Origin of the sequence: Aerosakkonema sp. BLCC-F183 (assembly GCF_041929145.1) — a bacterium.
Lineage (GTDB): Bacteria > Cyanobacteriota > Cyanobacteriia > Cyanobacteriales > Aerosakkonemataceae > Aerosakkonema.
Genome location: NZ_JBHFNU010000009.1, coordinates 62,097 through 76,357, shown reverse-complemented (window position 1 = coordinate 76,357; position 14,261 = coordinate 62,097). Strand labels below are relative to the sequence as shown.

The following is a 14,261-nucleotide window of genomic DNA, read 5'->3' as shown; positions in this document are numbered from 1 at the left end:
GATGAGAATTTTTATTAAGATTTCTTACAAAACGGCCTGTAAGGGCGGGCCTTGTGCCCGCCCATAAGGGTTTAGATATCCAAATCGGTGAGATTCAGTTTGGGGCCGTAGGTTTCGATGAATTCGCGGCGGGGGGCAACGCGATCGCCCATGAGGATGGTAAAGATGCGATCGGCTTCGGCGGCGTCTTCAATTTCCACCAGTTTGAGGGTGCGCGTTTCTGGATTCATAGTGGTACTCCAGAGTTGTTCCGGCATCATTTCACCCAAACCTTTGAACCGCTGGATGGTGTAGTTAGCGTTGGCGGGGAATTCGTGTTGAATGAGGTTTTGCAGTTCGCGATCGCTATAGCAATAGTAATGATTGCGACCCCGTTCCACTTTGTACAGCGGAGGACAAGCAATGTAAATGTAACCTTGCTCGATCAGTGCCCGTTGATAGCGATAGAAAAATGTTAGCAAAAGCGTGCGTATATGCGCCCCATCAACGTCAGCATCCGTATTATGCGCCGCCAAACCACCAGTACCGCAGATGAAGTTTTCATCATCATGAACTGAGAAGTCGTAAACATAATCACCGACCAGTTCCACTTCCTCAGCAGAAATCACTTTTAACCCGATCAAATCTTCCGAGATCGTTACACAATCCAAAGCTTTGCGATGGGGGCGTGCTAGACACTCCTCCAGCTTATGAGCATTAGCATGGCGTTGCCAAATTTGGCGACAACCTTCAATCTGCTCTTTACCACATATGGCGATCGTGTAATAGGCGTGACGAGTTTGAATCGGTGCATCTGGATGACAAGACGGCTGATGATGACTTGTACTTGCAAGAATTCCCAGTTGTCCTAACAGATATAAAAGCCCATCCTTGAGTTGCGTGGAGTTTGTCGTGAATGACAAATGGTTGCCGTCTGTAGTGCCATCACCCAAGAAATAACCCTCCAGGAACGCCAACTGAAGTTCTTCAGACAAGCTGAATACGAGATCGGGTAACTGCTTCTGGTGTGCCTGTTTAGCTAAACTCCAAGCTTGCAATAAACGCGCTGCTGCAACGCTGTGAAAATACAGCTTAATGCCATCACTTTCCGGGTCATTATAACAGCGTGGTGTCTCGCCGAACACCGCTTCAATTGCCGCCACAAGTTCGGGGATGAATCGCTCATCTTTTTTACCTAAATTGAGGCTGACCTGATGTTGGCTCAGCGTTCCTTCCGCAACGTACCAACCCAAGAACCACATCAGCTCGCGAGAGATCGGCAGATAGCGTCCAAACGCTTTTTCGCCGTGCGCCTGCGGGACTATTTGCACATCATCGCCCAACTGCGCGATTTCACTGAGAGTGAATTCATCTAACGGCTTGTAGCAACTGACCTCGCGCCAGAGAGCATTATTGCTGCGATCGTCTTGTGCCTGTAGTTGTGCGATTTTTGGCGGTAATTGCTGATAAACAATATTTTCGTTCCCACCAATAGCCTCAAGATAACTCAAGAAATGAGATAAAATTGGGCGATTGATACCGCGTTCCCATTGGCTAATAGTAATCGCTTGCTTTACACCCACTGATGCTGCTAACTGCTTCTGGGTTAGTCCAGATGCTTGACGTTGGGCAATCAACTTTTTCCATCCCTCAGCATCGAGCTTGACTCGCGCTTCACTCCACTGATTTGGTTGTGCTAGTTTCGCCAACACACGCTCTCCGGCAATTCGCCGCACATCGTCACCTTTGAGGTAAAGTGCCTTGGTTAATTCAGCGTTGTAGAAAGTTTCCAAGAGATCTATGCGTGTTGCGCTATTAGATGGGCGAGGCAAACGGCGACTGGCAACTAATAAGTCACCCGGTTTAATTTCGTTGCCTTTTTTGAGAATGACTTGCCCATTTTCAAACACAAATACGCTGTGAGATGATGTTACTTTTACCGAGCGATTGTAGCGCGTCGTGATTTTGTACATCGGCTCCTCGTGACCGTGACGAATCACAGCTTTCAAGGGGCGGAATCGGGTAGCGTTGGTGGCAGGATCGAAGGAAATCACTTGATATTCAGTGTGACTGCGACGCCCTTCAATGCAATCATCAATAAAACGACCGATTTGTACAAACTCTGTACGTCCCGAATTGTGCATGACAAGGGTTGGTTCATCGCCTGCTACGCTCATAATCACAATGCGGTGATAACGCAGTCCGGAAGGGTCAAATTCTTCACCTTTGACGCCTAAACCCAAAGCGGTTATCAAAGATTGAATTTCGTTATTCTTGTAGATTTTGGCGTCGTCGGTTTTCTCGATGTTGAGGATTTTACCTCGTAAAGGTAGGATGGCTTGGAAGCGTCTATCTCTTCCTTGTTTGGCGCTGTTATGCACAAATATCCCGCTTGCTAAAGCGAAGTTATGCGTATTGGGAACTTCGATATCGTAAACATCGTATCGTTCCTCTAGGCGTTCGATCGAGACAATGCGGTGGTTGTAGTTGGCGATCGCTTGACGCGCTTGTACCCGACTACCGTCAAAGTAGCGATCGCAGAAAGTCTGAAATTTCAAGATCGACTTGTCTTTCAGTCGGCGACGGTAAAGATCGTAAGCTTCCAAATCCAAAAAGCCCAGTTGAATTTCTACATCCTTCAAAGCCTCAATAGTCTTGCGATAGTAAGTTTGGTGAAGTGCCGCTTTTCGCTTAGCTCGAAATTCGCTTGTCCATTGTTCTTTTGTTTTTTGACGCCGCCATTCTAACAAATCCTCATCTTGCCATTTTTGTTTGGCAACTTCTGAATGAAGCTGCCGCATTTCCGGATTTTTTTCAAAATATTCTCGAACTCTTTCTGCCTGCACTAAACGATTCAGTTCATCACTCCAATATTCTTGCTGTGCTTTGTTCAATTGGGCCCGATTTTGTTGGCGATATTCTTCGTTGTTATCATAAAAGTCTCGCCATTTTTGCATCATGTATGCTTTGTACTCTTCATCTTCCCACTGAGCCTTAGCTTGTTGTGAAAGAATGTAACTCGTTTTTATCTGTGACATCCGATCGCTCATCATGGCACGATATTCTTCGCTCATATGAACTTGACGGCTCTTTTCAATTACATCCGGTCGATGCAACGTTTTTTCGATATGGGCGCGGTGTAAGGCTAGATGTTCTTCAGCAGGAAGCCGCTTGATATTGGTCGGATTATTGTTGAGTTTCTTGAAATCTACATGATGGCGATGATTGCCATCTTTGGATTCATAAACTCCATTCTGGAGGTTATAAATATCCGCCAGAATATGGGTATAAATCCATTTATCATGCTTGCCATTCCAAGTCATTTCATAACCGTCAAGTCCATTGCCTCGTTCATCCTTTTCTGAAATCTTTCGATAAAGTGGCATCAGGGAATCTTCAGGTGTTAACAAAGCTGCTGCTTTATAGCTACCATCCCGCAACATAAAAAGGTGATCTGGCGTGCATATAAGAGTTTGCCCATTATCTAATTTTAGCTTGATAACTTCTGCATTTTCTTTTGTCATCCTGGGGTTGATAATGCGCTCTATGCCGATGTTTCCGTCTTGGCAGATGGTGTAACAAAAATGCTCTTTTCCTTCCAATTGTTCGGCAACAATTTGTTTAAAGCTAATAGAGCGTCCATCAGCTAATAAAATAAGTGTATCTCCAACCCAACAGCCGCCCGCGGAATCTCCTTCGACCAGGTATATCTCTGATTCTGAGGGATCTCTGGTGCTGCAATCTGCTAATTTTCCGGGTAAAGGAGAAGACTCCAAAACTGATTTTCGGCGGACTAAATCGCGAGCGCGACGGGCTGCTTCTGCCGCTTTAAATGCTTGAATTGCTTTTTCTAAAATGGCATCAGCAATAGGGAGACGAAATTCTAAATACTCGGTTAATGTTTCGCCTACCAGGGAATCAACTATTCCCCGCACTTCGGGGTTTCCTAACTTGGTTTTGGTTTGACCTTCAAATTCCGGATTTGGTACTTTGACGGAAATAACGGCAGTCAATCCTTCGCGGATGTTTTCTCCGGCGAGGTTAGGTTCATTTTCTTTGAGTTTGTTGCGCTTGCGGGCGATCGCATTCAGCGTGCGCGTCAGCACCGCCTTCAGTCCCTCCATGTGGGTACCGCCATCAACGGTGCGGATATTATTCGCAAAGCCCAACACATTATCTGTGTAAGCGTCAGTACACCACTGCAACGCTACTTCTACGTGAACGTCATTGCGCTCTCCTTGCACGTATATAATTTCTTCGTGCAAAGGTTGCTTATCGCGGTTCATGTAAGCGATATACTCGCGAATGCCACCCTTATATTCGTAGGTTTCTACTTTAGGAGCATTACTTTTAAGTAATTCCAGGCGGTTATCGCTAAAGGTAATTTTTACCCCTGCATTCAGATATGCTAACTCCCGCAAACGTCCTGCCAGAGTCGTGTAATCAAACTCAACGCCAGTGGTAAATATTTCCGTGTCAGGGTTAAATGTCACGGAAGTGCCTGTGCGAGTTTCTTTGCTGGGTTTGGACTCCAATTCGCCGATCGGGATACCGCGTTCAAAGCGCTGCTTGTGAACTCGCTTGTCGCGCCACACGGTCACTTCCACCCACTCGGACAAAGCGTTTACGACGGAAATACCGACACCGTGGAGTCCGCCAGAAACCTTGTAACCGCCACCGCCAAACTTACCCCCAGCGTGGAGAACTGTCATCACCGTTTCCAGTGCGGATTTGCCTGTGCGAGGATGGATATCTGTGGGGATGCCTCGCCCGTCGTCCGTCACCGTCACCGAACCATCGGCATTGAGGTCAACTTCAATGTGAGTGCAGTAGCCAGCCAGCGCCTCATCGATGGAGTTGTCCACCACCTCGTAAACTAAATGATGAAGTCCCCTCGGACCCGTCGAACCGATGTACATACCCGGTCTTTTGCGGACCGGCTCCAGACCTTCCAGAACTTGGATCTGATCGGCGCTGTAACTGCTCGTCATAAAAGGAGTTCTCCAATAAAGGCTTTGAGCCGTATAATGGCCCCAAAAGGAAAAAACACTCCAAAATTGTAACACAAAAGGGTTGGAGGCGGCTGTAGGTCAATTTGATGGGAAATTTTTTAAGGGGATGAACCCATTGAATATTTTCGATTTGAGATTTTGGATTTTAGATTGACTGCTACAAAACTGATCGCGATCTGTGGCCCCACGGCGACGGGTAAGTCGGGGCTGGCTTTGGAATTGGCTCAGCGGCTGGGTTGTGTTATCCTCAGTGCTGATTCCCGTCAAGTGTACCGCGAGTTCGACATCGGCACGGCTAAGCCTTCTATAGCTGAGCAAAATCTGGTGCCGCATTATTTGATTGATATCTGCGATCCTACGGAAAATTTTACGGTTGCCGATTATCAACAAAAAGCTCAAGCCATAATTGCTTCTCCCCCACTCCCCCGCTCCCCCGCTCCCCCGCTCTTACTCGTTGGCGGTACGGGTTTATACATCCGTTCGATCGCGCAGGGGATGAAAATTCCCAGAGTGGCACCGCAGAAAGAATTGCGATCGCAACTGGAATCTCTCAGACAAACTTACGGACAAACTCAACTTTACGCATTCCTCCAACAAGTCGATCCCGCTGCTGCCCAAAAAATTCACCCCAACGACCCAGTGCGAACGTTACGAGCCTTAGAAGTATTTTACGTCACCGGCAAACCGATTTCCGAGCAGCAGGGAGAAAATCCACCCGATTATCCGATTTTGCAGATTGGCTTGGATTGCGATTCTTCTCACCTGAAGCGTCGCATCGAACAGCGTACCGAAATAATGATAGCAGATGGTTTGGTAAAGGAGGTAGAAATTCTCTGCCAAAAATATGGTGCCGATTTGCCTTTGCTGGATACCTTGGGATATGCTGAAATGAAACAATATTTAGCTGGGGAAATAAGCCTGACTGAAGCGAAAGATTTAACTGTTTTGCACACCCGACAATTTGCTAAGCGACAGCGCACTTGGTTTCGCAAATATCCTGAGATAGAATGGTTTGATGTAGAACACCCCGATTTGTTAGAAAAAGTGTGGCGAAGAGTGCAGGAATTTATCGCAGAATGTCCGCAAAAAAGCGACTAAAATATATATGCAATCATCTTCCTTTAGTCAGAGCGACTAAAATCTAACAGGCCGTACAAATCTAGAATTAGCTCGCACTAAACAGATGCGATCGTCATCGTCAATACTGACTTTCAGCCAAGGTAAGCCATTTTCATCCTCAAAGGTTCCCGATCCGGCTGGGCCGAGGTTAACGCCGATCCTGGTGTTTTTGCGAAAACGACGCACTACCGGCCACTCACTGATATTCATTCTGGGGAAAGTCGCACCGGGGTCCATCCATTCTCTCGGCATTCGCGAAGACCAACGGCAGTTGAGTCCGTTAGGATCGGGGTCTACTACTACCCACCGCTCGCTCATTACCAGGGGATAATTCCCGTTGCGATCGGCCCTTGGCAATGGCGTTTCTTGGGCTTTTGCTCCTATCGCTACTAGGCAGAGAGCAGTTGCAGAAAGCAACAGCGATTTTATCTTGAAACTCCCTTGAGGGGAAAGTAGAAAATTGTTTTCGTTCATCAAATTTTTCCTCGCTTTGAGGAGTTAATCAGCTTTCTTTTTCTAATCTATTCTTTAAAAAGTTAAACGTCGATTGTACTTGACAAGCTGTATCAATATTTTGGAATTTTTAATGTGGTCGGGCTGCGGCAGTGATGGTTTAAGGAGCGATCGCTTTTTACAACTTCCTGTAGGGGAGTTAGAATGGTGTAATAGTCAGAATTTTCAAGCTGATTTGCGCGGCATTTCCAGTTCTTCAACGACGCTGGGTGCTGCTATTGCCGTAAGCTGTCCCATCGCCTACCCCATCCACAAGGTAAACTGTAAATATATTTAAGTAACTTCAGCCAAGAGAAAATCCCGTGAATACTCTATATCAACAAGCTTTAAACTTACACCACCAACAGCAATTCGCCGCCGCCGAGTCAAAATATCGAGAATATTTAACCGTTCACAGCAATAACGCCGAAGCTTGGCTGAACTTAGGCATACTTTATTATCAAATCGAAAGTTATGCTGATGCACAAGCAGCTATTGCAAAATCTCTGGAGATTGATGCAGTAAATGCAATGGGATGTTATGTGATGGGTTGTTGTTTGGAAAGAATGAATAATATTAATAAAGCAATATCAGCTTATCAAGATGCGATCGCACTCGATCCCACCTTACTCGATGCTTATAACAACTTAGGCAATCTCCTCGCACAAATAAGCGAAATCAACGAAGCCGAAGCAGTTTACCGTCAGGCAATTGCTGCCAATCCCGAACACTTCGGTAGCTATATCAATTTAGGAAATCTTTTAATGAGACAGAACCAGATCGAGCAAGCGATCGAAGTATATCAAACAGCCCTAAAGTTAAATCCGGATAATCCAGATTTATTAAATAACCTGGAAGTTGCCTTAAATATAGAAAAAAGTCCCGCTTATATTCTAGAATCTGCTCATAAATTATACAAACAGGGAAGATATGAAACTGCGATAGACAAATATCAGCAATTTCTTAAAACTCGCATTAGAGACCCACAAGTTTATTTTTACCTCAGCGAATGTTTTAAAAATCTCAATCGAGAAGAAGACATTATCCGCACATTGCAAGAAGGTATCCGCCTTTATCCTACAGCAGGTCAACTGCATTTTGCACTGATAACTTTCTTTCAAACAAAAGGAAAGACAAAAGAAGCGATCGCCAGCGCTGAATCTGCATCGCGCCTTTTGCCTAACGATTATACTTTCCAGATTCTCGATAAATTAATGCTGCCTCTCGTCTACAATAGTGAAGATGAAATAAAATTTTATCGTCAGCGCTACGAACAAGGTCTGCAAGATTTAATTGAAAAAACATCTCTTGCAACAGTTGAAGATCAAAAAAATGCTCTGGCAGGTTTAGTTTGTGTCACCACTTTTTATTTAGGACATCAAGGGCTGAACGTTGTAGATTTGCAGCGTCAGTGGGGAAGTTTAATACATCAAATTATGGCAGCTAACTACCCGAATTGGGTTCAGCCATTGCCAATGCCCCCGTTGAAAATTAATAATAAAATTCGCATTGGGTATATTTCAAATTATCTGCACTCTTATAGCGGCACATTATGGCTAGTTGGCTGGTTACGTTACTGCAATAGACAGAATTTCGAGGTTTACTGTTACTACACAGGTAACGACCCAGATTATATCACGAAACAATTCCAGAATTACAGCGACGTTTTTCATCATATTCCTGAAAATTTAGAAGCAGCTTGTCAGCAGATACTAGACGATCGACTGCACATTCTTGTCTACCCAGAAATCGGTATGGACTCACAAACAGTCAAAATGGCTGGATTGCGTCTTGCGCCAGTGCAATGTACCGCTTGGGGACATCCGGTTACTTCTGGTATTCCAACTATTGATTACTTTTTATCCAGCGACTTGATGGAACCAGAAAATGGCGAATCACATTATTCTGAAAGAGTAATTCGTTTACCAAATATTGGCGTTGCTTACCCAAAACCAGAAGATATTCCTGCGCTAACAAAGACTCGCTCTGATTTGGGATTGCCGGATGATGCAGTTCTATATTTATGCTGTCAAGCTCCTTTTAAATATTTGCCGCAACACGATTATATTTTCGCAGAAATTGCGCGAGAAGTACCTGAAGCTAAGTTTGTTTTTTTGCGGGGTGGATTGCTGAAAAAACGGCTCGATCGCGCCTTTGCAATAGTAGGTTTGAATAGCGAAGATTACTGCATATTTCTCACCATTCCCACTCGACCTGATTATTTGACAATTAATTTACTTTGTGATGTATTTCTCGATACTTTAAGTTGGTCGGGTGGGAATACGGCGCTAGAAGCGATCGCTTGCCATTTACCCATTGTTACTTGTGCAGGCGAATTTATGCGAGGTCGTCACGCCGATAGCTTTCTCAAAATGCTGGGAGTAACAGATACGATCGCTCAAAACGAAGCCGAATATATTTACATCGCTGCCAAATTAGGTTTAGACCCAGTTTGGCGAAGCAACATTAAAGAAAGCATTAAGGCTCGCCAGGATTATCTTTATGAAGACCGAACTTGTGTAAAAGGGCTGGAAGAATTTTACCAAAAAATTGTACAGCATTCCTAGCAATGCTAGCCTAATTTAATTATTTCATAATATTTAGCAAAAAGTCTTATAAAATACTTTTTGCTGTCTACCCATATCTGTTATCTTATTTGAAAGTTGATAGGGAAAAAGATAGCCGTTCATTAATTGCTCCGGCCTAGTAGTTTAAGACAAGTTTACAAAATCAACGCCATGCGAAAACTCATTAAAGGTCTGCGGGAATTCCAAACCACCTACTTCAACAGCCATCGGGAGATGTTCGAGAAGCTTTCTCACGAACAGCACCCCAGAGCGTTGTTCATCACTTGCTCCGACTCCCGGATCGATCCGAATCTACTCACCCATACCGAACCGGGTGAGTTATTTATTATTCGCAATGCGGGCAACATCATTCCACCCTACGGTGCAGCCAATGGGGGTGAAGGAGCTGCAATAGAATATTCCGTCGTAGCTTTGGGTATTAAGCAGATTATTGTCTGCGGTCATTCCAACTGTGGAGCGATGAAAGGACTCCTGCATATGAATGAACTATCAGAAGAAATGCCATTGGTTTACGAATGGTTAAAGCACGCCGAAGCTACCCGTCGGCTGATTAAGGAAAACTATCAAGGGTATGAGGGAGAGGAACTTTTGAGTGCCACAATTGAAGAGAACGTCCTCACTCAGATCGAAAACCTGCGAACTTACCCAGTTATTCACTCCAAACTCCACAAAGGCGAACTCAGGATCTATGGCTGGGTCTATAAAATTGAAACTGGAGGGGTTAATGTTTACAGTATGGAGCGGTGCAACATCCAAGCCAAACATGATGATGGCGAATTTTTAGAGGAGGAAATTCCCGAAATGCTGCCCGATCTGAATGTCAACGGGATAGCTTCATTGTTAGGATAAAATGCCTGTAGCGATCGCCAAAAAAAATGGAAAGTCTAAACCTGATATCGCACAGTTAAACAGGCGGTATTATTAACAATTTCGCCTGTTTTATCGGCTAATTAAATATCGTTTTTGCCACGCAGAGTAGGCGACAAAACTGTTGCGTTACCCCGTTCATCGTAGGGACGGTTTCCCACTCTGTTCATGTTTTCTGGTTGGCTGGCATTATCCATGAAGGGAAAGCTTGAGCCCACAGAGTAGGCAAACTAATCAGGGACATCAGATCGGCCAGCAGCACTATGAAAAGTCTGCGGCGCAGTAAATTGAAGATTTTATGAAGTTCGCGTATGGGAATCTTTCCATCTGTAGCTAGTAACGCCATAAATGTTAGGAAAACATCAATTAACCTAGCTTCTTCCTCTAGGCGTGTTTCACAAAACAAGTCAGACTTCTCTCGATATATAAAAATCGTCTCACAGACAGTTGTTTTTTTTTATGTGTCTTCTGTGCCAAAATCCATGTAACAATCAGTACCAGCAATGCTACAAGACACGAACCGGATGCTTGGAAAGACACTGCGTGGGCGTTACCAAATCATTCGCTTGCTGGGAAGCGGAGGTTTTGGTGCTACCTTTGTGGCGGAAGATCGAGACCTCCCAGGCAAACCCCAGTGCGTTGTCAAGCAACTTAAGTCTAAAGATGTAGATCCCTCGCTGTTGCAAACGGCAAGGCGCTTGTTTGAGACGGAAGCACAAGTTCTGTACCGCCTGGGAAAGCACGATCGCATCCCCCAGCTACTCGCCCACTTTGAGGAAAACCAAGAATTTTATTTAGTTCAAGAATTCATTGAAGGCGAAGATCTCAGCCAAGAGATCACTTCAGGCAAACAAATGAACGAAGCTGAGGTTATAGCTTTTTTACAAGACGTTTTAGAAACATTGGTGTTTGTTCATCACCAAAATGTCATCCACCGCGATATTAAACCTTCAAATATAATCAGACGACGGCAGGATGGCAAATTTGTTTTAATTGACTTTGGAGCGGTCAAAGAAATCACCAGTTTGGTAATTACCACTCAGGGACAGACAGGCGGAACCATTCTCATTGGTTCCAGCGGCTATATGCCAAACGAACAATTGGGCGGAAAGCCGCGCTTTAATAGCGATATTTATGCTTTGGGAATGACAGCAATTCAAGCATTAACCGGAATCTCGCCAGACGAATTGCAGTCAGAAGCAGAAACCGGCGAAGTTATCTGGCGCGAACAAGCACGGGTAAGCAAGCAGTTGGCAGCGATTTTAGACAAGATGGTGCGATCGCATTTTCGAGAACGCTACCAATCAGCTAACGAAGTACTACAAGATCTCCGAAAGTTACAAAGTACTCTTGTTGGTTATACTCACTACCTTATGCTACCTGCCTTCAGTCAAAAATCGATCATTAAATACTATGAAATATATTTGGTCATAATCACAGCGGTAACAACTATTTTTCTGACTAGATTATTTCAAGAAGCCGCGACAATAAATAATCAGAACTCTCCCAAAGTTCTGGCGACGCTTTCGGCTCAAAAACCGGAAGTTGTCGAGCTTTTAAATCAAGGCAAAACGCTAATAGAATTGCGTCGCTACGATGAAGCGATCGCTACTTTAGACAAAGCAATTCAAAGCGAGCCAACTTATCCGGAAATATGGCTGGAGCGCGGTAAAGCGCTCTTAGAATTGCAAAAATTTGAAGAAGCGCTACGTTCTTTTGACGAAGCGGTGAAATTGAAGTCGGATTATGCGCCAGCTTGGTATTGTCGAAGCATAGTGCTAGAGAAATTGAATCGTAGCACAGAAGCTCTCGCATCTTTAGATAAAGCTGTAGAAATTGAGCAAAATTATCCCGAAGCTTGGTATATACGAGGGGAAATATTATATAAGTTACAACGCTATCAAGAAGCAATCAAATCTTTTGATAAAGCTGTAAAATTTCAGCCAAATTATGTAGAAGCTTGGTATATACGAGGCATTGTTCTAAATAAATTGCAGCGCTATAAAGAAGCGCTATCAGCTTTGGAAAAAGCCGTCCAAATTCAGCCAGCTTATCCGGAAGCGTGGGTAGAACGCGGCTCGACTTTGGAGAAATTGCAAAAATATAACGATGCGATCGATTCTTTTGACAAAGCTTTAGCTCTCAATCCTAATTCTGCGGAAGCTTGGTATGGCAGAGGTGACGTACTGGCAAAATTGATGCTCTACGAAGAAGCACTCGCCTGCTTGGAAAAAGCCGTTCAAATTAAACAAGATTACGCCGAAGCTTGGTATAATCGAGGCATTGTTTTAGAGAAATTAAACAAATATGATTTAGCGATCGCTTCCTACGATAGAGCCGCACAACTAAAGCCAGATTACTCCGAAGCTTGGTATCAGAAAGGCATTGTCCTAGAGAAATTGCAAAAGCACGACGAAGCGCTCGCCGCTTACGATAAAGCTATTCAAATATGGCCTGCCAATCAACCAGCAATAGAAAATAGAAAGCAATTGCTCACTAAACTGGGGCGGTAAACTAAGTTTAGCCTTACCCATATTAGTGTACTATCGTAAATATACATTGTCACCTTTAGGAAAGCAACTATGATAATCCAAGAAAAAGAACAACGCAACTGGCAACCAATCGTCAAAGAATTTGAAGCTGTATTAGGAAAAAATGGTGTTGTGCAGCGTCGGGAAGAATTGCTCACCTACGAATGCGACGGACTGACCAGCTACCGAGAACGACCGGCAGTAGTAGTGCTACCGCGCACAACAGAACAAGTAGCCGAAGTAGTGAAAATATGCGATCGCCATCAAATCCCTTGGGTAGCGAGAGGTGCTGGAACAGGACTTTCTGGTGGTGCATTACCAGTCAAAAATTGCGTTTTAATTGTCACCGCATTGATGAAACAAATCCTGCAAATTGATTTAGAAAATCAGCGAGTTGTAGTTCAACCAGGAGTAATTAATAACTGGGTAACCCAAGCCGTCAGCGGTGCAGGATTTTACTACGCACCCGACCCCTCCAGCCAAATCGTTTGTTCCATCGGCGGAAACGTTGCCGAAAATTCCGGCGGCGTTCATTGCCTCAAATATGGAGTCACCACCAACCACGTATTAGGATTAAAATTAGTCCTTCCCGATGGCTCAATTGTTGATGTTGGTAGCCCAGTTCAAGAAATGCCCGGTTACGACCTCACAGGTTTATTCGTCGGTTCCGAAGGCACCCTTGGTATCGCCACAGAAATTACCCTGAGAATTCTCAAAACCGCCGAATCAATTTGCGTTCTCCTGGCAGATTTTACTAACATGGAAGCTTGCGGCGCATCCGTTTCTGATATCATCAGCGCTGGCATTATTCCCGCTGGTATGGAAATAATGGATAACCTCAGCATCAACGCAGTTGAAGATGTTGTAGCTACAGGATGTTACCCCCGCGATGCAGCTGCTATTCTATTAGTAGAAGTAGACGGATTAGAAGTAGAAGTTGCTGCCAATAAAAAGCGCATTGCCGAAATTTGTACCAAAAACGGCGCTCGCAGTATCACTACAGCTAACGACCCCGAAACACGGTTAAAATTATGGAAAGGTCGCAAAGCCGCATTCGCCGCAGCCGGACATATGAGTCCCGATTATTACGTGCAAGATGGCGTAATTCCCCGCACCCAGTTACCTTTTGTCCTGCAAGAGATTGAAAATTTAAGTAAAAAATACGGCTATCACATTGCCAATGTATTTCACGCAGGAGATGGCAACTTGCACCCACTGATTCTTTACGACAACTCTGTTCCAGGAGCTTTGGAAAAAGTAGAAGAATTAGGCGGAGACATTCTCAAACTCTGCGTTAAAGTTGGCGGCAGTCTTTCTGGAGAACACGGCATCGGTGCAGATAAAAAATGCTATATGCCAGAAATGTTTACCGAGACAGATTTAGAAACAATGCAATGGGTGCGGCAAGTTTTTAATCCCAAAGGTTTGGCAAATCCTGGGAAAATGTTCCCCACACCTCGCACTTGTGGAGAAGCAGCACGCGCTCAAGCTGAGAAAAAGTTTGAAGCGATCGAACGTTTTTAATTGATTCACATCTTGCATCATTCTCAACAAGACCTGAAAAACCGGGTTTATTAACGAAAAATCTTGGGTTTCAGATTTAGTTATTGGCAAGAAACCCGATTTCTTGCCCAAGTGCAAGATGTGATTATACCTACTTACCGATCCAGAAT

The 14,261-nt window shown here is 44.4% G+C and carries 9 protein-coding genes; 6 read left to right on the top strand and 3 right to left on the bottom strand.

Annotated features, from left to right (window positions below):
* Window positions 1-71 precede the first annotated feature (71 nt).
* Window positions 72-4,970, bottom strand: a complete 4,899-nt coding sequence (locus ACE1CD_RS01335; protein ID WP_374801220.1) for an ATP-binding protein — start codon at window positions 4,968-4,970, stop codon at window positions 72-74.
* 171 nt (window positions 4,971-5,141) lie between these two features.
* Between ACE1CD_RS01335 and miaA the strand changes: the two genes are divergently transcribed.
* Window positions 5,142-6,089: a tRNA (adenosine(37)-N6)-dimethylallyltransferase MiaA gene (gene miaA / locus ACE1CD_RS01330; RefSeq protein ID WP_374801218.1), complete on the top strand. Its 948-nt coding sequence runs from the start codon at window positions 5,142-5,144 to the stop codon at window positions 6,087-6,089.
* A gap of 36 nt (window positions 6,090-6,125) precedes the next feature.
* Here miaA and ACE1CD_RS01325 read toward each other — a convergent pair whose 3' ends face one another.
* A complete protein-coding gene (locus tag ACE1CD_RS01325) occupies window positions 6,126-6,584 on the bottom strand; it encodes a hypothetical protein (protein ID WP_374801216.1) in 459 nt (152 codons plus the stop codon).
* Between the two features lie 100 nt (window positions 6,585-6,684).
* On the opposite strand from ACE1CD_RS01325, the gene ACE1CD_RS01320 reads away from it, so the two are divergent.
* From ACE1CD_RS01320 to ACE1CD_RS01310, 3 genes are all read left to right on the top strand, one after another.
* Complete coding sequence (locus ACE1CD_RS01320; protein WP_374801214.1) at window positions 6,685-6,900, top strand: hypothetical protein; 216 nt, start codon at window positions 6,685-6,687, stop codon at window positions 6,898-6,900.
* A 25-nt stretch (window positions 6,901-6,925) separates the two neighbouring features.
* Window positions 6,926-9,169: a tetratricopeptide repeat protein gene (locus ACE1CD_RS01315; protein WP_374820987.1), complete on the top strand. Its 2,244-nt coding sequence runs from the start codon at window positions 6,926-6,928 to the stop codon at window positions 9,167-9,169.
* A gap of 171 nt (window positions 9,170-9,340) precedes the next feature.
* Window positions 9,341-10,039 (top strand): carbonic anhydrase, encoded by a 699-nt coding sequence (locus ACE1CD_RS01310; protein ID WP_374801210.1) that lies wholly within the window; start codon window positions 9,341-9,343, stop codon window positions 10,037-10,039.
* 184 nt (window positions 10,040-10,223) lie between these two features.
* On the opposite strand, the gene ACE1CD_RS01305 is transcribed toward ACE1CD_RS01310, so the two are convergent.
* Window positions 10,224-10,463: a hypothetical protein gene (locus ACE1CD_RS01305; protein WP_374801208.1), complete on the bottom strand. Its 240-nt coding sequence runs from the start codon at window positions 10,461-10,463 to the stop codon at window positions 10,224-10,226.
* A 97-nt stretch (window positions 10,464-10,560) separates the two neighbouring features.
* On the opposite strand from ACE1CD_RS01305, the gene ACE1CD_RS01300 reads away from it, so the two are divergent.
* A complete protein-coding gene (locus ACE1CD_RS01300; protein WP_374820984.1) occupies window positions 10,561-12,570 on the top strand; it encodes a tetratricopeptide repeat protein in 2,010 nt (669 codons plus the stop codon).
* 69 nt (window positions 12,571-12,639) lie between these two features.
* On the top strand, window positions 12,640-14,112 hold the full coding sequence (glcD, locus tag ACE1CD_RS01295) for a glycolate oxidase subunit GlcD (RefSeq protein ID WP_374801204.1): 1,473 nt from the start codon (window positions 12,640-12,642) through the stop codon (window positions 14,110-14,112).
* The last annotated feature ends 149 nt before the right edge of the window (window positions 14,113-14,261 follow it).

Excerpts from the sequence above, each read along its gene's own strand:
- ACE1CD_RS01335 (WP_374801220.1), bottom strand. The coding sequence starts at position 4,970 with ATGACGAGCAGTTACAGCGCCGATCAGATCCAAGTTCTGGAAGGTCTG.
- ACE1CD_RS01325 (WP_374801216.1), bottom strand. The coding sequence starts at position 6,584 with ATGAACGAAAACAATTTTCTACTTTCCCCTCAAGGGAGTTTCAAGATA.
- ACE1CD_RS01310 (WP_374801210.1), top strand. The coding sequence starts at position 9,341 with ATGCGAAAACTCATTAAAGGTCTGCGGGAATTCCAAACCACCTACTTC.
- ACE1CD_RS01300 (WP_374820984.1), top strand. The coding sequence starts at position 10,561 with ATGCTACAAGACACGAACCGGATGCTTGGAAAGACACTGCGTGGGCGT.
- glcD (WP_374801204.1), top strand. The coding sequence starts at position 12,640 with ATGATAATCCAAGAAAAAGAACAACGCAACTGGCAACCAATCGTCAAA.